Source organism: Pseudomonas sp. GW821-FHT03A09, from assembly GCF_059421065.1.
Genome location: NZ_JBWKUX010000018.1, coordinates 57,759 through 74,193, shown reverse-complemented (window position 1 = coordinate 74,193; position 16,435 = coordinate 57,759). Strand labels below are relative to the sequence as shown.

Annotated in this window: 14 protein-coding genes; 9 read left to right on the top strand and 5 right to left on the bottom strand. The window is 61.2% G+C overall.

Features of this window, described 5'->3' with window-relative positions; translation table 11 throughout:
• Nucleotide 1 precedes the first annotated feature (1 nt).
• The 3 genes from AC07V4_RS25275 to AC07V4_RS25265 form a co-directional block, all read right to left on the bottom strand.
• On the bottom strand, nucleotides 2-1,177 hold the full coding sequence (locus AC07V4_RS25275) for a M20 aminoacylase family protein (RefSeq protein ID WP_492638556.1): 1,176 nt from the start codon (nucleotides 1,175-1,177) through the stop codon (nucleotides 2-4).
• Nucleotides 1,178-1,420: 243 nt separating this feature from the next.
• On the bottom strand, nucleotides 1,421-1,735 hold the full coding sequence (locus tag AC07V4_RS25270) for an amidase (RefSeq protein ID WP_492638555.1): 315 nt from the start codon (nucleotides 1,733-1,735) through the stop codon (nucleotides 1,421-1,423).
• Entirely contained in the window at nucleotides 1,732-2,805 is a 1,074-nt protein-coding gene (locus AC07V4_RS25265) for a serine hydrolase domain-containing protein (RefSeq protein WP_492638554.1), read from the bottom strand. Before AC07V4_RS25265 ends, AC07V4_RS25270 begins: the two co-directional genes overlap by 4 nt.
• 185 nt (nucleotides 2,806-2,990) lie before the next feature.
• On the opposite strand from AC07V4_RS25265, the gene olsB reads away from it, so the two are divergent.
• Nucleotides 2,991-3,746 (top strand): L-ornithine N(alpha)-acyltransferase, encoded by a 756-nt coding sequence (gene olsB / locus AC07V4_RS25260; RefSeq protein WP_003172415.1) that lies wholly within the window; start codon nucleotides 2,991-2,993, stop codon nucleotides 3,744-3,746.
• Entirely contained in the window at nucleotides 3,746-4,537 is a 792-nt protein-coding gene (locus AC07V4_RS25255) for a lysophospholipid acyltransferase family protein (RefSeq protein ID WP_492638553.1), read from the top strand. The genes olsB and AC07V4_RS25255 overlap by 1 nt, the downstream gene beginning before the upstream one ends.
• Nucleotides 4,538-4,640: 103 nt before the next feature.
• On the opposite strand, the gene AC07V4_RS25250 is transcribed toward AC07V4_RS25255, so the two are convergent.
• A complete protein-coding gene (locus AC07V4_RS25250) occupies nucleotides 4,641-5,225 on the bottom strand; it encodes an acyl carrier protein phosphodiesterase (RefSeq protein ID WP_492638552.1) in 585 nt (194 codons plus the stop codon).
• A 153-nt stretch (nucleotides 5,226-5,378) separates the two neighbouring features.
• Between AC07V4_RS25250 and AC07V4_RS25245 the strand changes: the two genes are divergently transcribed.
• Genes AC07V4_RS25245 through AC07V4_RS25235 form a run of 3 tightly spaced genes read left to right on the top strand, consistent with a single transcriptional unit; the run spans nucleotide 5,379 to nucleotide 7,968 of the window.
• Nucleotides 5,379-5,705, top strand: coding sequence for an ArsR/SmtB family transcription factor (locus AC07V4_RS25245; protein ID WP_431753631.1), 327 nt, complete (start codon nucleotides 5,379-5,381; stop codon nucleotides 5,703-5,705).
• 13 nt (nucleotides 5,706-5,718) lie between these two features.
• On the top strand, nucleotides 5,719-6,885 hold the full coding sequence (locus tag AC07V4_RS25240) for an MFS transporter (RefSeq protein ID WP_492638551.1): 1,167 nt from the start codon (nucleotides 5,719-5,721) through the stop codon (nucleotides 6,883-6,885).
• Between the two features lie 27 nt (nucleotides 6,886-6,912).
• Nucleotides 6,913-7,968, top strand: a complete 1,056-nt coding sequence (locus AC07V4_RS25235) for an alkene reductase (protein ID WP_492638550.1) — start codon at nucleotides 6,913-6,915, stop codon at nucleotides 7,966-7,968.
• Between the two features lie 301 nt (nucleotides 7,969-8,269).
• Here the strand turns inward: AC07V4_RS25235 and AC07V4_RS25230 are convergent, their stop codons facing one another.
• A complete protein-coding gene (locus AC07V4_RS25230) occupies nucleotides 8,270-8,902 on the bottom strand; it encodes a TetR family transcriptional regulator (RefSeq protein ID WP_492638549.1) in 633 nt (210 codons plus the stop codon).
• A 286-nt stretch (nucleotides 8,903-9,188) separates the two neighbouring features.
• Here AC07V4_RS25230 and AC07V4_RS25225 point away from each other — a divergent pair, with 286 nt between their 5' ends.
• From AC07V4_RS25225 to AC07V4_RS25210, 4 genes are all read left to right on the top strand, one after another.
• The gene (locus AC07V4_RS25225; protein ID WP_492638548.1) at nucleotides 9,189-10,337 is read left to right on the top strand and encodes an efflux RND transporter periplasmic adaptor subunit; all 1,149 of its coding nucleotides are present in this window, start codon (nucleotides 9,189-9,191) and stop codon (nucleotides 10,335-10,337) included.
• Nucleotides 10,338-10,340: 3 nt separating this feature from the next.
• Nucleotides 10,341-13,502: an efflux RND transporter permease subunit gene (locus AC07V4_RS25220; protein ID WP_492638547.1), complete on the top strand. Its 3,162-nt coding sequence runs from the start codon at nucleotides 10,341-10,343 to the stop codon at nucleotides 13,500-13,502.
• Nucleotides 13,499-14,956, top strand: coding sequence for an AdeC/AdeK/OprM family multidrug efflux complex outer membrane factor (gene adeC, locus AC07V4_RS25215; protein ID WP_492638546.1), 1,458 nt, complete (start codon nucleotides 13,499-13,501; stop codon nucleotides 14,954-14,956). Before AC07V4_RS25220 ends, adeC begins: the two co-directional genes overlap by 4 nt.
• Nucleotides 14,957-15,128: 172 nt before the next feature.
• The gene (locus AC07V4_RS25210; protein ID WP_492638545.1) at nucleotides 15,129-16,379 is read left to right on the top strand and encodes an OprD family porin; all 1,251 of its coding nucleotides are present in this window, start codon (nucleotides 15,129-15,131) and stop codon (nucleotides 16,377-16,379) included.
• Nucleotides 16,380-16,435: the final 56 nt, after the last annotated feature.

The following is a 16,435-nucleotide window of genomic DNA, read 5'->3' as shown; positions in this document are numbered from 1 at the left end:
GTCAGGCGGGCTTGAGCCAGCTCTCAGCCAACGCGCCCCAATAGGCGGCGCCGGTCAGCAGGATGTCGTCGTTGAAGTCATAGGCGGGGTTGTGGACCATCGGCCGTGAAACGCCGTTGCCGATAAACAGGTAGCTACCGGGGCAGCGTTGCAGCATCCAGGCGAAGTCTTCGCTGCCCATCAGCATGCGGGTATTGCCATCCACCGCCTCGTCGCCGAGCAAGGCGACACCGACCTGACGGGCGAATTCGGTTTCTTCGGGGTGGTTGACCAGTACCGGGTAGGCCGGGCGGTGTTCGACCTGCACGGTGCAGCCGAAGCTGGCGGCCTGGGTCTGGATGATGGCGTTGACCCGCTCCAGCATCTGTTCGCGCACCTTGGGGTTGAGTGCGCGCAGGCTCAAACGCAGCAACGCTTGCTGAGGAATCACGTTAGCGGCCTGACCGGCTTGCAGGGCGCCGACCGTCACCACGGCGGCTTCCTGGGTATCGATGTTGCGCGCCACCACCGTCTGTAATGCCATGACCATACTCGCCGCCGCCACCAGTGGGTCCACCGTCAAATGCGGCATCGACCCATGGCCGCCAACACCCTCGAGGGTCACGGTGAGCAAATCCTGGGACGCCATCATCGGCCCGACTTTTAAGCCCAAATGCCCCGCTGGCAAGCCCGGCATATTGTGCATGCCGAACAGGCCGTCACAGGGGAAGCGTTCAAGCAGACCGTCGGCGAGCATGGCTTCGGCGCCACCCTGACCTTCTTCGGCGGGCTGGAAGATCAGGTTCAAGGTGCCGTCGAACTGCCGCGTGGCCGCCAAGTAACGGGCGGCGCCGAGCAACATGGTGGTGTGGCCGTCATGCCCGCAGGCGTGCATGCAGCCGGCGTGCTGGCTGGTGTAGGCCGCGCCGGTATTTTCGATGATGGGCAAGGCGTCCATGTCGGCACGAATGCCCAGGGTGCGTGAGCTGCTGCCGTTACGCAGCACACCGACCACGCCGGTCTTGCCGATGCCGGTGTGCACATCAAAGCCCCAGTCTTTCAGGGATTGCGCGACGAGGGCCGAGGTGCGGTTCTCTTCAAAACCGAGTTCGGGATGGGCGTGGATGTCGTGGCGCACGGCGTGCAAGTCGCCGGCAACGTCGCTGAGCCAATCCAGAATGTGCTGGTGTGGGCGCATGGTGATTCTCCTCACAGGCGGGTGTTCCCGTTCTTGTTTGCTGCACACCGCCAGATAACCGCGATGTGGGCACGAGGACAATCAAAGGTGGTTCCACTCTGTGGAACCTCAGCGTTTTACTGTCGGTCACCAAACCTTGTGGGAGCGGGCTTGCCCGCGATGGCGGTGGATCAGTCACCACATGCATTGCCTGATCTAGCCTCATCGCGGGCAAGCCCGCTCCCACAGGGGATGTGGGGTGGGTCAGGGAATCAGGCGGCAGCCTTGGCGGTCGCCCATCCACCGCGCCGTGTGCGTACGCCCCAAGCCGCTGGCGGTGACTTCACTGCGCTCCGGGTTGTCCCTGAGCGCACTGGTGGGCACGTACTGCTTCACATACCCCAGGCAATAGTCGGCCGGATTGTTTTCCACGTACCGGCACGAGCAGTACTCCTTGGCCGTATACGCCGCGATGATGTCGGGGAACGCTTGCAGGTTGACGCGCTCATGCCACACCCAACCCAACAGGGCAAGCAACAGCAGCAGGAAAACGCTGATGAACGGGTGACGGCGGATCATGGCTGCACCGCCGCCAGCACGCGCTTGAGCAGTTCGTTATGGCGATAGCTGCCGTCGCGATCATCGCCGTAGCGCACGATCACTAAATGTTCGTCGGGCATCACGAACAGCGCCTGGCCCCAGTGGCCGAGGGCGGCGAAGGTGTCGGCGGGCGCATCGGGCCAGGGGCGCGGTTCGCCTTTGTTAAGCCACCAATGCCCACCCGGCACCGCTTCATCTTGGCCAGTTTTATAGTTGTCGAACGGCTGGCGATTGAAGGCGACCCACTCTTTAGGCAGCAACTGCTGATCACCCCAGCGCCCATCCCGCGCCATCAGCAGGCCGACCCGCGCCAGGTCGCGGGCAGTGAGGTAGGCGTAGGACGAGGCGACAAAGGTTTCATCGGCGTCGGTTTCCCAGGTGGCATTGTGAATACCCAGTGGCTTGAACAGCGCGTCCCACGGATAGCTCATATAAGCCTTGTGACCGAGCATGCCCTTGAGGGCGGCGGACAGGATATTGCTATCACCACTGGAGTAACGGAACGCCTGCCCCGGTGCGTTGACAGCCTCGGTGTCTGCCGCAAAGTCGGCCATATCGCCACGGCCACGGGTGTAGAGCATGGCCACCACCGAGGATTTCAGCGGGGCGTATTCATAGTCCTCCTGCCAGTCAAGGCCCGAGGCCCAGTGCAGCAGGTCGGCGATAGTCACCTTGGGGTGTTGTTTCATCGGTGGGTAAAAGCGCGCAGCGAGATCGGTCAGCTTGAAGCGGTTTTCGCCGTAGGCCACGCCAAGCACCGTGGCCATCAGGCTTTTGCTCACCGACCAAGTCAGGTGCGGCGTGTTAGCGGTGGTGGGCGCGCCGTAGCGTTCATAGATGATCTCGCCGTCGCGAATCACCAGCAGTGCGTCAGTACGGATGCCTTTACGGGTCACGTCATCGCGGGCAGGGAATGCGTAGGCGTTCAATGCATCGACAGCAGGGCCGGAAAGCGCGGCGCCATTGGCCCACTCCTTGTCAGGCCAGGTTTCGGCGTGGGCAGTAACGGTGACAAACAGCAGGGCGACGCACAGCAAGCCTCTGACCATAAACGCAGACTCAACGGGGGGCATTCAAGCCCGCGAGCCTAGCCGAGACGGATGACAGATTTACGACAAGAGGCCTGTCATCCAACCGTCACCGTAACTTCATGGAGATGACACCGGGGCTACATAGCCTGACTTTGGACAAACAAGTCGACCGGCCGAAAGTGGCTGGCACTCGGAGATTCGCCATGACTCAGATCGCCCGCATCAGCGACACCGGCAATGAACGCCGTCTGCAAGCCGAACGCCTGGTTGGCGCACAGGCGTTGCAGGAAGCCCAGGCCCTGCGGTTCAACGTGTTCAGCGGCGAGTTCAACGCCAAGCTGAAAGGTGCGGAACTGGGCCTGGACATGGATGATTATGATGTTCACTGCAGCCACATCGGCGTGCGGGATTTGAACAGCGGTCGATTGGTAGCCACTACCCGTTTGCTGGACCACCAGGCTGCCAGCACTCTGGGCCGGTTCTACAGCGAAGAAGAATTCAGCCTGCATGGCCTGCTGCACCTGCAGGGCCCGATCCTGGAAATCGGCCGCACCTGCGTTGACCCGGCCTACCGCAACGGCGGCACCATCGCGGTGTTGTGGGGCGAGTTGGCCGAAGTGCTCAACCAGGGCGGCTACAGCTACTTGATGGGCTGCGCGAGCATCCCGATGCACGACGGCGGCATCCAGGCCCACGCGATCATGCAGCGCCTGCGCGAACGCTACCTGTGCAACGAACACCTGCGTGCCGAGCCGAAAAAGCCTCTGCCGGCGCTGGACCTGCCGTCCAACGTCATCGCCGAGATGCCGCCATTGCTCAAGGCGTACATGCGCCTGGGGGCGAAGATCTGCGGCGAGCCGTGCTGGGATGAAGATTTCCAAGTGGCTGACGTGTTTATCCTGCTCAAGCGTGATGAGTTGTGCCCGCGTTACGCCCGTCACTTCAAGGCGGCGATGTGATGAGCCGCCTGCGCGTCTATGGGCGTATTGCCCGGGTGCTGCTGGTGGTGGCGCTGGGCTTGAGCATGGCCAGTGTGTTTGGCGTGTTCGAGCGTCTGGGCATCGCCAACTCGATGGTGCGGCGCCAGCGCTGGTCGCGTTTTTTCATGACGCGACTGACCAATGCCCTGCCCTTTCGCGTGACGGTTCACGGTGAACTGCCGCAAACCCCGATGCTGTGGGTAAGCAATCACGTGTCCTGGACCGACATTCCGTTGCTGGGCATGGTTACGCCGATGTCCTTCCTGTCCAAGGCCGAAGTACGCACCTGGCCGGTCGCCGGTTGGTTGGCGGCCAAGGCCGGTAGCCTGTTTATCCGCCGCGGTTCGGGTGACAGCCAATTGATCCGCAAGCAGATGACCCGCCATCTGGAGCAACAGCACCCGCTGCTGATGTTCCCAGAAGGCACCACCACCGACGGGCGCAGCCTGCGTACCTTCCACGGGCGCTTGCTGGCCAGTGCGATCGATGCCGAGGTGTCGCTGCAACCGGTGGCGATCCGTTATCTGCGCGACGGCCAGGTCGATCCCCTGGCACCGTTTATTGGCGATGATGACTTGCTGTCGCACCTGATGCGCCTGTTTGCCAATGACCAGGGCGATGTGGAGATTCATGTGCTCAAGCCGATTGCCTGTGCCGGGCAAGAACGTGCAGCGCTGGCGTTCCAGGCGCAGCAAGCGGTGCAGAAGGCGTTGTTTGGGCCGGTGCCGGAAGCAGAGCAAGAAGTTGCTCGACCAGCATTCGCAGCCTGAACACAGTTCAAAATGTGGGAGCTGGCTTGCCTGCGATAGCGGTGGTGCAGCAACACATGTATTAGCTGGCAGACCGTTATCGCAGGCAAGCCAGCTCCCACATTTAGACCACTGTGGTCAGGGAGTTTTGTGCGAAGGCCTGCAATTCGGGATAGAACACTCGAAAGTCTTCACTCAACGGCTCATAAAGTTCACGCAACTCCTGCATTGCAAATCTCAACTCCTCGGGCTGTGTCAGGCGCCGGGAGATCCCGCGCAGCACCTGCTCCATCACCGCGAACTCGCGGTATGAACCCAACCAGTCATCCGCCGCCATATAGGGCGCGATCTGCGCCAGGCGCCCTGGCAATTGCGGCTCGGCCGCCAGCACCCGGTACACCTGCGCGGTGAAGCGCTCCAGTGGCTGGTCGGCATACACCGACCAATCCCGCGCCAGGCAATGGTCGAAAAACACATCGAGGACGATCCCGGCATAGCGTCGGCGGGTCAGGCTGAAACGCGACAACGCCTCCCCTACCAGCGGGTGGCTGTCGGTGAAGCGGTCGATTGAGCGGTGCAGCGCAATAGCCGATTCAATTTGCGGGCTGAACTGGCCCTGCAAGCGGCCTTTGACGAAGTCGCCATACAAGCTGCCCAGCAGTTGTGCAGGAAGTTGGCCGCCCAGGTGCAGATGTGCGAGATAATTCATGCCGCGCAGTCTACCACTGCCACCAACGTATCGTTATAACCCGATATACCGAATTGACCGGTATTAAGACCAAAATCATATTGGTATATCGGGATATACCGATTTAAAGTTCGCCTCATCGCGATATAACGCTGCAAGCAACGAGCAACCGCCATGTCCATCGACCTCGACGAAATAATAAAAGCCCTGGCACACCCAGTACGACGAGACATCCTCACCTGGCTGAAAGACCCTCAGGTGCAGTTCCCCGAGCAACTGCACAACCACGAATACGGTATCTGCGCCGGGCAGATCGACCAACGCTGCGGCTTGTCCCAGTCGACCGTGTCGGCCCACTTGGCCACCTTGCAGCGGGCCGGGTTGATCAGCAGTCAGAAGGCCGGGCAGTGGCACTTTTTCAGACGCAATGAGGAAACGATTCAAGCCTTCCTCACTGCGCTTATCACCGAACTCAGCGCTGACGATAAAGCAGCGCTGTAACAAGGAAACGCAAATGCCTCTCTCGCTACTCATACTGGCCCTGAGCGCCTTCGCCATCGGCACCACCGAGTTCGTCATCATGGGCTTGCTGCCCGATGTGGCAGCAGACTTGGGTGTGTCGATTCCAGGCGCCGGCTGGCTGGTTACCGGCTACGCCCTGGGCGTGGCCATCGGCGCACCGTTCATGGCACTGGCCACCGCCAAGCTGCCACGCAAGGCCGCCCTGATAGCGTTGATGGGCATCTTCATTATTGGCAACCTGCTTTGCGCCCTGGCCAGCGACTACAACGTGCTGATGTTTGCCCGTGTGGTCACCGCGCTGTGCCACGGTGCCTTCTTCGGTATCGGTTCGGTGGTGGCGGCCAATCTGGTGCCGGCCAACAAACGCGCGTCGGCCGTGGCCTTGATGTTCACCGGTTTGACCCTGGCCAACGTACTGGGCGTGCCATTGGGAACTGCGCTGGGTCAGGAAGCCGGCTGGCGTTCGACCTTCTGGGCGGTGACGGTGATTGGCGTGATCGCATTGATCGGTCTGATCCGCTTCCTGCCCGCCAAGCGTGACGAAGAGAAACTCGACATGCGCGCCGAACTCAAAGCCCTCCAGGGCGCGGGCATCTGGCTGTCGCTGAGCATGACCGCCCTGTTTTCGGCGTCCATGTTCACCCTCTTTACCTACGTCGCGCCGCTGCTGGGCGATGTCACCGGCGTGTCGCCCAAAGGCGTGACCTGGACGTTGTTGTTGATCGGCCTGGGTCTCACGGTGGGCAATATCATCGGCGGCAAGCTGGCGGACAAACGCCTGGCTGCCACCCTGGTCGGCGTGTTCATCAGCATGGCGGTGGTCTCCACCGCGCTGACCTGGACCAGCGTCGCGTTGATCCCGACTGAAATCACCCTGTTCCTGTGGGCCACCGCCTCGTTCGCTGCCGTCCCTGCGCTGCAAATCAACGTGGTGACCTTCGGCAAGGCCGCCCCGAACCTGGTGTCCACCCTGAACATCGGCGCCTTCAACATCGGCAACGCCCTCGGCGCCTGGGTAGGCGGCAGCGTGATTGCCCACGGTTTCGGCCTGACCAGCGTACCGCTAGCCGCTGGCGCCCTGGCGGTGCTCGCCCTGCTGGTGACCCTGATTACTTTCCGTCAGAGCGGCGATGCCGACCTGGCCCCTGCGACCAACTGATCAACTTAATAGAGAAGGTGTTTTCCCATGACGACTATTTTCGATCCGATCAAACTGGGCGACCTGGAACTGTCCAACCGCATCATCATGGCGCCGCTGACCCGCTGCCGTGCGGATGACGGTCGTGTCCCCAACGCGCTGATGGCCGAGTACTACGTGCAGCGTGCTTCCGCTGGGCTGATCCTCAGCGAAGCCACCTCCGTGACGCCGCTGGGCGTGGGCTACCCGGACACCCCAGGCATCTGGTCCAACGACCAAGTGCGCGGCTGGGCCAACGTCACCAAGGCAATTCACGGCGCGGGCGGCAAGATCTTCCTGCAACTGTGGCACGTGGGCCGGATCTCCCATGAGTCCTACCTGAACGGCGAAACGCCAGTGGCCCCCAGCGCGATCCAGCCTAAAGGCCACGTCAGCCTGGTGCGCCCACTGGCCGACTACCCAACCCCACGCGCCCTGGAAACCGCAGAAATCGCCGACATCGTCGACGCCTACCGTGTAGGTGCGGAGAACGCCAAGGCCGCCGGCTTTGACGGTGTGGAAATCCACGGCGCCAACGGCTACCTGCTCGACCAGTTCCTGCAGAGCAGCACCAACCAGCGTACCGACAACTATGGCGGTTCCCTGGAAAACCGTGCACGCCTGTTGCTGGAAGTGACCGACGCCGCCATCGAAGTCTGGGGCGCCGGTCGTGTGGGTGTGCACCTGGCACCCCGCGCCGACTCCCACGACATGGGCGATGACAACCTGGCGGAAACCTTCACCTACGTGGCCAGCGAACTCGGCAAGCGGGGTATCGCGTTCATCTGCTCCCGCGAAAAAGAAGGTGCCGACAGCCTCGGCCCTCAGTTGAAAAAAGCTTTCGGCGGCCCGTACATCGCCAACGAACGTTTCACCAAGGACAGCGCCAATGCCTGGCTGGCGGCGGGCAAGGCTGATGCGGTGGCCTTCGGCGTACCGTTCATTGCCAACCCGGATCTGCCGGCACGCCTGAAGGCCGATGCGCCGCTGAACTCAGCGAACCCGGAAACCTTCTACGGCAAAGGCCCGGTCGGTTACATCGACTATCCGACGCTGGCGATCTAACCTAAATCGCAAAACAATGTGGGAGGGGGCTTGCCCCCGATAGCGGTGTGTCAGCCAATGAATCGGGTGACTGACACTGTGCTATCGGGAGCAAGCCCCCTCCCACATTTTGCTTTGTATAGTCCAGGAGGAAACACTCCTTCACAGCCTTGCAACAATATCGCTACAAAATACTTAGGCGGCTACCTATCAACCGCCCGCCAGCCCGTATATAAAGTCACCCCACCGATCAGGCGAAGGGACGATTGACTGTCTCTGGACTTTACTGTTGACACAACTGGATGCAATTACGCATTTTGTCTCAATTGCGCAGGCTGGGGCTCAGGCGCAGCATGTCCAGCCCAACATCAACCCAACGCTCAGCGTCCTGGTGTAGCTGGAAACTGTCGGGCACCAGTAGCCACTGGCCAATCAAGCCGTGGATGTAGGCATGGATGCACACCGCACCACGGGTGGTGTCCAGGTTCTCCGGAAGTTGCCCGCGATGGACCGCGTTGCGCAATGTCAGGCCGATGCGCAGGTTGCATTCAAGGCTATGGGTCTGGCGTTGGCGCCGCATGTCACACATTTCATCGGTGAACTCGCACTTATGAAACAGGATTTCGTTGATGCGCCGGGTTTTCGGGTCCAGGGCCACTTGATGATAAAGACGAATCAACAGCTTGCGCATACAGCCCAGCGGGTCGACTTCATCCTCGCTTTCACTGGCCCTGGCCAATTCGTCCAGGGGCTCGTGCAGCGTGTCCAGCAGCGCCTGGAGCAAATCGGACTTGTTGCTGAAATGCCAATAGATGGCACCGCGCGTCACACCGGCCAACGTGGCGATATCCGCCAGCGTGGTCCGCGCAACGCCGCGCTGATAAAAGGCTTGCTCGGCGGCCTCGAGAATCTGGCTGCGCGTTTCCTGAGCTTCCTCTTTGGTGCGACGAACCATGGCAGTAAAACCTCAATCAGGGTACCGGGGACTATCGTTAACGCAGAATTAATAGCGGTTAACGATCATCTGAATAATTGTGGGACGACACCGTCATGGGCGCCGAACGTACTAGAATCGAGGCTTTCGGCGGTGCTTTGTCAACATTCCGCGAAGCCTGTCAAGAGTTTACAAACAACCATGAACGTAAGTATATTGCGTAGCAAGCTACTTATCTACTCACAGCTTGTTTTTTACCCTTCCACACTGCTTGTGCGCATCCTGCGCGCCTGACCCGAGGATCTTCATGCAACTTAAGCCAGCTGTTACCGCTCTGGTTACTGCCGTCGCCCTGGCATCGCTGCTCAGCGGATGTAAAAAGGAAGAAGCGGCTCCGCCCGCTCAAACCCCTCAGGTCGGCGTGGTCACCATTCAACCGCAAGCCTTTACCCTGACCACCGAATTGCCGGGCCGCACCACGGCCTACCGCATTGCGGAAGTCCGGCCTCAGGTGAACGGCATCATTCTCAAGCGCCTGTTCAAGGAAGGCGGCGACGTGAAGGAAGGGCAACAGCTCTACCAGATCGACCCGTCGGTGTATGACGCCACCCTGAAAAGCGCACAAGCCAGCCTGACCCAGACCAAGTCCATCACCGACCGCTACAAGCAGTTGGTCGATGAGCAAGCCGTCAGCCGCCAGGAATACGACACCGCCGTGGCCAACCGCATGACGGCCGAAGCCAACGTGCAAACCGCCCAGATCAACGTGCGCTACACCAAAGTGTTCGCGCCGATCTCCGGGCGTATCGGCCGTTCTTCGGTGACCGAAGGCGCGCTGGTCAGCAATGGCCAGGCCGATGCCATGGCCGTGATCCAGCAACTGGACCCGATCTACGTCGACGTCACGCAATCCTCGGCTGAAATGCTGAAACTGCGCCGCGACCTGGAAAGCGGCCAACTGCAGAAAGCCGGCGATAACGCGGCCAAGGTCAAGTTGACCTTGGAAGACGGCACTCCCTACGCCCAGGACGGCAAGCTGGAGTTCTCCGAAGTCTCGGTTGACCAGACCACCGGTTCCGTGACCCTGCGCGCCGTGTTCCCCAACCCTGACCACACCCTGCTGCCGGGCATGTTCGTACACGCCCAGTTGCAAGCCGGCGTGAACAGCCAGGCCATCCTGGCGCCGCAACAAGGCGTGACCCGTGACCTCAAGGGTATCCCGACGGCACTGGTGGTGACCCCGGACAACAAGGTCGAGCAGCGCGTCTTGGTAGCGAACCGCACCGCCGGCGCCTACTGGCTGGTGGAAGATGGCCTCAAGGCCGGTGACCGCGTGATTACCGAAGGCCTGCAGTTCATCAAGCCGGGCATCGAAGTCAAGGTCAAGGACGCTGACAACGCTAAACCCGCCGGTACGGCTGCAGCGCCTGCTGCCGCTGCTGGTAAAGGGGAGTAATTCATGTCGAAATTTTTTATCGACCGTCCCATTTTTGCCTGGGTAATTGCCCTGGTGATCATGCTGGTCGGGGCACTGTCTATCCTGAAGTTGCCCATCAACCAATACCCGGCCATCGCGCCAACCGCCATCGACATCCAGGTGACCTACCCAGGCGCGTCCGCACAAACCGTGCAGGACACCGTGGTACAGGTGATCGAGCAACAGCTCAACGGTATCGACAACCTGCGTTATGTCGCCTCGGACAGTAACTCCGACGGCAGCATGACCATCACCGCGACGTTCAACCAGGGTACCAACCCGGACATCGCCCAGGTTCAGGTGCAGAACAAGCTGAACCTGGCGACCCCACTGCTGCCGCAAGAAGTGCAGCAGCAGGGTATCCGCGTGACCAAGTCGGTGAAGAACTTCCTGATGGTGATTGGTCTGGTGTCGGAAGACGGCAGCATGACCAAGGACGACCTGTCCAACTACATCGTTTCCAACATCCAGGACCCGATTTCGCGGACCGCCGGTGTCGGTGACTTCCAGGTGTTCGGTTCGCAGTACGCCATGCGTATCTGGCTCGACCCGGCCAAGCTGAACAACTACCAGCTCACCCCGGTAGACGTCAGCAATGCCATCGCGGCCCAGAACGTCCAAGTGGCCACCGGCCAATTGGGTGGCCTGCCTGCCCTGCCCGGCACTCAGTTGAACGCCACCATCATCGGTAAGACGCGTCTGCAAAGCGCTGAAGAGTTCGCCAAGATCCTGATGAAGGTCAACGCCGACGGCTCGCAGGTGCGCCTCGGCGACGTGGCGCGTATCGAGCTGGGTGGTCAGAACTACAGCATCAGTGCGCAGTTCAACGGCAAGCCCGCTTCCGGTATGGCCATCAAGCTGGCGGCCGGTGCCAACGCCCTGGACACCGGTAAAGCCATCCGCGCTACCGTGGCGTCCCTCGAGCCGTTCTTCCCGCCAGGCATGAAGGCGGTGGTACCGTATGACACCACCCCAGTGGTGACCGAATCGATCTCCGGTGTAGTCGACACCCTGGTCGAAGCGATCGTGCTGGTGTTCCTGGTGATGTTCCTGTTCCTGCAGAACTTCCGCGCCACCATCATCACCACCATGACCGTACCGGTGGTATTGCTGGGCACTTTCGGCATCCTCGCAGCAGCCGGTTTCACCATTAACACCCTGACCATGTTCGGTATGATCCTGGCCATCGGCTTGCTGGTGGACGATGCCATCGTCGTGGTGGAAAACGTCGAGCGGGTAATGGCCGAGGAACACCTGTCGCCGAAAGAGGCGACGGTCAAGTCCATGGGCCAGATCCAGGGCGCCCTGGTAGGTATTGCCCTGGTACTGTCGGCGGTACTGTTGCCGATGGCGTTCTTCGGTGGTTCCACGGGTGTGATCTACCGGCAGTTCTCCATCACCATTGTTTCGGCGATGGCGTTGTCGGTACTGGTTGCCCTGATCTTCACCCCGGCCTTGTGCGCCACCATGCTCAAGCCAATCGACCCGGAAAAACACGGCCAACCCAAGCGTGGTTTCTTCGGCTGGTTCAACCGCACCTTCGACAGCGGCGTTCAGAAGTACGAGCGCGGCGTGGGCGGCATGATCAAGCACAAGATTCCAGCGTTCCTGGTGTATGCGCTGATCCTGGCCGGCATGATCTGGATGTTCACCCGTATTCCAAGCGCGTTCCTGCCTGAGGAAGACCAGGGTGTGATCTTTGCCCAGGTACAGACGCCGGTAGGTTCGTCGGCTGAACGTACGCAAAAAGTCATCGACGACATGCGTGCCTTCCTGCTGAACGACAAGGAAGGCGAGCCAGGCGAAGGCAAGGCCGTGAAGTCGGTGTTTACCGTGAACGGTTTCAACTTCGCGGGTCGTGGCCAGAGCTCGGGCCTTGCGTTCGTGATGCTCAAGCCGTGGGGCGAGCGTGATGCTTCGCAGTCGGTGTTCGAAGTGGCCAAGCGTGCCCAGGGTTACTTCTTCGGGGCCTTCAAGGACGCCATGGTTTTCGCCATCGTTCCGCCTTCGGTTCTGGAATTGGGTAACGCGACCGGCTTTGACGTGTTCCTGCAAGACCAGGGTGGCGTCGGCCACGAAAAACTGATGGCTGCCCGTAACCAGTTCCTGGGTGCCGCGGCACAAAGCAAGATCCTGGCAGGCGTACGCCCCAACGGCGTGAACGATGAGCCGCAGTACGAGCTGACCGTCGACGACGAGAAAGCCAGCGCCCAAGGCATCAGCCTGTCCGAGATCCAGCAGACCCTGGCGATTGCCTTGGGTGGCAGCTACGTCAACGACTTCATCGACCGTGGTCGTGTGAAGAAGGTGTACGTGCAGGGTGACGCGGCCAGCCGCATGTCGCCGGAAGACCTGGACAAATGGTACGTACGCAGCGCCTCCGGCAAGATGGTGCCTCTGTCGGCCATCTCCTCGGGCAAGTGGATCTACGGTTCGCCGAAGCTCTCGCGTTATAACGGTGTAGCGGCGATGGAAATCCTCGGTACCCCGGCACCGGGTTACAGTACCGGTGACGCAATGGCCGAAGTCGAGCGTATTGCCAAGGATCTGCCGGCCGGTATCGGCTACTCGTGGACCGGCCTGTCGTACGAAGAACGTCTGTCCGGTTCCCAGGCGCCTGCGCTGTACGCCCTGTCGCTGCTGGTGGTGTTCTTGTGCCTCGCGGCACTGTACGAAAGCTGGTCGATCCCGATCGCGGTGATTCTGGTGGTGCCGCTGGGTGTGATAGGTGCTCTGATCGCCACGAGCTTGCGCGGCCTGTCCAACGACGTGTTCTTCCAGGTGGGCTTGCTGGTAACGGTGGGTCTGGCAGCGAAGAACGCCATCCTGATCGTGGAGTTCGCCAAAGAACTCCACGAGCAAGGCAAAGGCATCGTCGAGGCGGCCATCGAAGCGTCCCGCATGCGTCTGCGTCCGATCATCATGACGTCTATGGCGTTCATGCTCGGCGTACTGCCGCTGGCGATCTCCACCGGCGCAGGTTCAGGCAGCCAGCATGCGATCGGTACCGGCGTAATCGGCGGTATGATCACGGCCACTGTCCTGGCGATCTTCTGGGTGCCACTGTTCTACGCAACCGTGTCCTCCGCCGGTGAACGCAAGAAACCGGTGACTACTGAAACTCCTAAAGAGGCTGGCCAATGAGCAAGTCGCTACTTTCCCTAGCCGTCACGGCATTCGTGCTCAGTGGCTGCTCCTTGATACCTGACTACCAGCGCCCCGAGGCGCCGGTAGCAGCCCAGTTCCCGCAGGGGCCGGCGTATTCGTCGGCCCAGGCGCCGAGCCAGGCCGCTGCCGAGCAAGGCTGGAAGCAGTTTTTCCATGACCCGGCCCTGCAACAGTTGATCCAGACCGCACTGGTGAACAACCGCGACCTGCGTGTCGCGGCCCTGAACATCGACGCGTATGCCGCGCAGTACCAGATCCAGCGCGCCGACCTGTTCCCGGCTGTTTCGGCCACGGGCAGCGGCAGCCGCTCGCGTACCCCGGCCAAACTGTCGAGCACAGGCGAATCAGCTATCGCCAGCCAGTACTCGGCAGGCCTCGGGATCAGCTCGTATGAGCTGGACCTATTCGGTCGCGTACGCAGCCTGAGCGAAGAAGCGCTGCAGAAGTACTTCGCCACTGAAGAAGCACGACGCAGCACCCAGATCAGCCTGGTGGCCAGCGTGGCCAACGCCTACCTGACCTGGCAGGCCGACAAGGAACTGCTCAAGCTGACCCAGGACACCTTGGGCGCGTTCGAGCAGAGCTATAAGCTGACCTCGCGCAGCAACGAAGTCGGTGTGGCCTCGGCCCTCGACCTCAGCCAATCGCGTACCTCGGTGGAAAACGCCCGTGTGCAACTGGCTCGCTATACCCGCCAGGTAGCCCAGGACGAAAACAGCCTGACCCTGCTGCTGGGCACCGGCCTGCCGGCGAATCTCGCCAGCAAGCCGCTGTCGGATGACCTGCTCAGCGAAGTGCCGGCCGGCTTGCCGTCGGACCTGCTGCAACGTCGTCCCGACATCGTGCAAGCGGAGTACAACCTCAAGGCTGCCAACGCCAATATCGGTGCGGCCCGTGCGGCGTTCTTCCCCAGCATCAGCCTGACGGCCAGTGCCGGCACCGCCAGCCCGACCCTGGGCGGCCTGTTCAAAGGCGGCTCAGGCACTTGGTCGTTCGCCCCGCAGATCAACCTCCCGATCTTCAACGCCGGTAGCCTGCGCGCAAGCCTGGACTACTCGAAGATCCAGAAAGAGATCAACGTGGCCAACTACGAGAAGGCTATCCAGACCGGCTTCCAGGAAGTCTCCGATGGCCTCGCCTCGCGTGCGACCTACAAGCAGCAGTTGGATGCCCAGCGTGGCTTCGTCGCGGCCAACCAGGATTACTACCGCCTGGCCGAGCGTCGCTACCGCATTGGTGTCGACAGCAACCTGACGTTCCTCGATGCCCAGCGCCAACTGTTCAGTGCCCAGCAATCGCTGATCACCGACCGCCTGGCGCAGCTGACCAGCGAGGTCAACCTGTACAAGGCCCTCGGTGGTGGCTGGAGCGAGCAGACCGCGAAGAACGAGCCGCTGAAAGAAGAAGCACCGGCACTGAAGCTGTTCTGATAACGCCTGTGTGAACGAAGCCCACCTCTTGGTGGGCTTTTTGCTTTTTGTGGCCCGTCAACTTACGTTCGATCATCGCCCACTACCCGCTCTCCCCTACTTTCATCACGCCCATACCGCCAAGCACCATGGCCCGCACCTGCATAACCCCAATAACAACAGGTCCGACACCATGAGCACTCTCCACCCGCGCCAGCTGCTGCTGGCCACCGCTGTCGCCAGTCTTGCCTTGCCCGTCGTCGCCGAAGAACACGGCTTTCTCGAAGACGCCAGCGCCAACCTCAACCTGCGCAACTTCTTCTTCAACCGTAATTACACCAACCCGACCAAAGCCCAGGGTGGCGCGCAGGAGTGGACGCAGAGTTTCATCCTCGACGCCAAATCCGGCTTCACCCAAGGCACGGTGGGCTTTGGATTGGATGTGCTGGGCTTGTATTCGCAAAAACTCGATGGCGGACGCGGTACCGGTGGCACCCAACTGCTGCCGCTGGACCACGATGGGCGCCCGGCGGATAACTTCGGGCGCCTGGGCGTCGCGTTCAAAGCGCGCATCTCGAAGACCGAACTGAAGGTCGGCGAATGGATGCCAGTGCTGCCGATCCTGCGTGCCGACGATGGCCGCTCGCTGCCGCAAACCCTGCGCGGTGGGCAGGTCACGTCAAAAGAAATCGACGGCCTGACCTTGTATGGCGGCCAATTCCGCGCCAACAGCCCGCGTGACGACAGCAGCATGACGGACATGTCGATGTTCGGTAAAACCGCCTTCACCTCCGATCGCTTCAACTTCCAGGGCGGCGAGTACGCGTTCAACGACAAACACACCCAGATCGGCCTGTGGAATGCCCAGCTCAAGGACATCTACCGCCAACAGTTCGTCAACCTGATCCACAGCCAGCCCGTGGGTGACTGGACCCTGGGCGCCAACCTCGGTTTCTTCTATGGCAAGGACGACGGCAGCGCCCGCGCCGGCAGCCTGGACAACAAGACCTGGTCCGGCCTGTTCTCCGCCCGCTACGGCGGCAACACGTTCTATGTCGGCCTACAAAAGCTCACCGGCAACAGCGCCTGGATGCGCGTCAACGGCACCAGCGGCGGCACCCTGGCCAACGACAGCTACAACTCCAGCTACGACAACGCCCAGGAGAAATCCTGGCAAGTGCGCCACGATTACAATTTCGCCGCCCTCGGCATTCCCGGCCTGACCCTGATGAACCGCTACATCAGCGGCAACAACGTACACACCGGCACTATCACCGACGGCAAGGAATGGGGGCGCGAGAGCGAAGTAGGTTACACCGTGCAAAGCGGCACATTCCGTGACCTCAACGTGCGCTGGCGCAATTCCACGATGCGTCGCGACTACAGTAACAATGAGTTCGATGAAAACCGGTTGATCGTCAGTTACCCAATCAGTCTGCTGTAAACCGGCGCTTCACTTGCTGTATGGTGCGCGCCTGCCGCTGCTGACCGACCCAGCAG

Excerpts from the sequence above, each read along its gene's own strand:
- AC07V4_RS25210 (WP_492638545.1), top strand. The coding sequence starts at position 15,129 with ATGAGCACTCTCCACCCGCGCCAGCTGCTGCTGGCCACCGCTGTCGCC.
- AC07V4_RS25245 (WP_431753631.1), top strand. The coding sequence starts at position 5,379 with ATGTCCATCGACCTCGACGAAATAATAAAAGCCCTGGCACACCCAGTA.
- AC07V4_RS25225 (WP_492638548.1), top strand. The coding sequence starts at position 9,189 with ATGCAACTTAAGCCAGCTGTTACCGCTCTGGTTACTGCCGTCGCCCTG.
- adeC (WP_492638546.1), top strand. The coding sequence starts at position 13,499 with ATGAGCAAGTCGCTACTTTCCCTAGCCGTCACGGCATTCGTGCTCAGT.
- AC07V4_RS25275 (WP_492638556.1), bottom strand. The coding sequence starts at position 1,177 with ATGCGCCCACACCAGCACATTCTGGATTGGCTCAGCGACGTTGCCGGC.
- AC07V4_RS25250 (WP_492638552.1), bottom strand. The coding sequence starts at position 5,225 with ATGAATTATCTCGCACATCTGCACCTGGGCGGCCAACTTCCTGCACAA.
- AC07V4_RS25265 (WP_492638554.1), bottom strand. The coding sequence starts at position 2,805 with ATGGTCAGAGGCTTGCTGTGCGTCGCCCTGCTGTTTGTCACCGTTACT.
- AC07V4_RS25235 (WP_492638550.1), top strand. The coding sequence starts at position 6,913 with ATGACGACTATTTTCGATCCGATCAAACTGGGCGACCTGGAACTGTCC.
- AC07V4_RS25220 (WP_492638547.1), top strand. The coding sequence starts at position 10,341 with ATGTCGAAATTTTTTATCGACCGTCCCATTTTTGCCTGGGTAATTGCC.
- olsB (WP_003172415.1), top strand. The coding sequence starts at position 2,991 with ATGACTCAGATCGCCCGCATCAGCGACACCGGCAATGAACGCCGTCTG.
- AC07V4_RS25255 (WP_492638553.1), top strand. The coding sequence starts at position 3,746 with ATGAGCCGCCTGCGCGTCTATGGGCGTATTGCCCGGGTGCTGCTGGTG.
- AC07V4_RS25270 (WP_492638555.1), bottom strand. The coding sequence starts at position 1,735 with ATGATCCGCCGTCACCCGTTCATCAGCGTTTTCCTGCTGCTGTTGCTT.
- AC07V4_RS25230 (WP_492638549.1), bottom strand. The coding sequence starts at position 8,902 with ATGGTTCGTCGCACCAAAGAGGAAGCTCAGGAAACGCGCAGCCAGATT.
- AC07V4_RS25240 (WP_492638551.1), top strand. The coding sequence starts at position 5,719 with ATGCCTCTCTCGCTACTCATACTGGCCCTGAGCGCCTTCGCCATCGGC.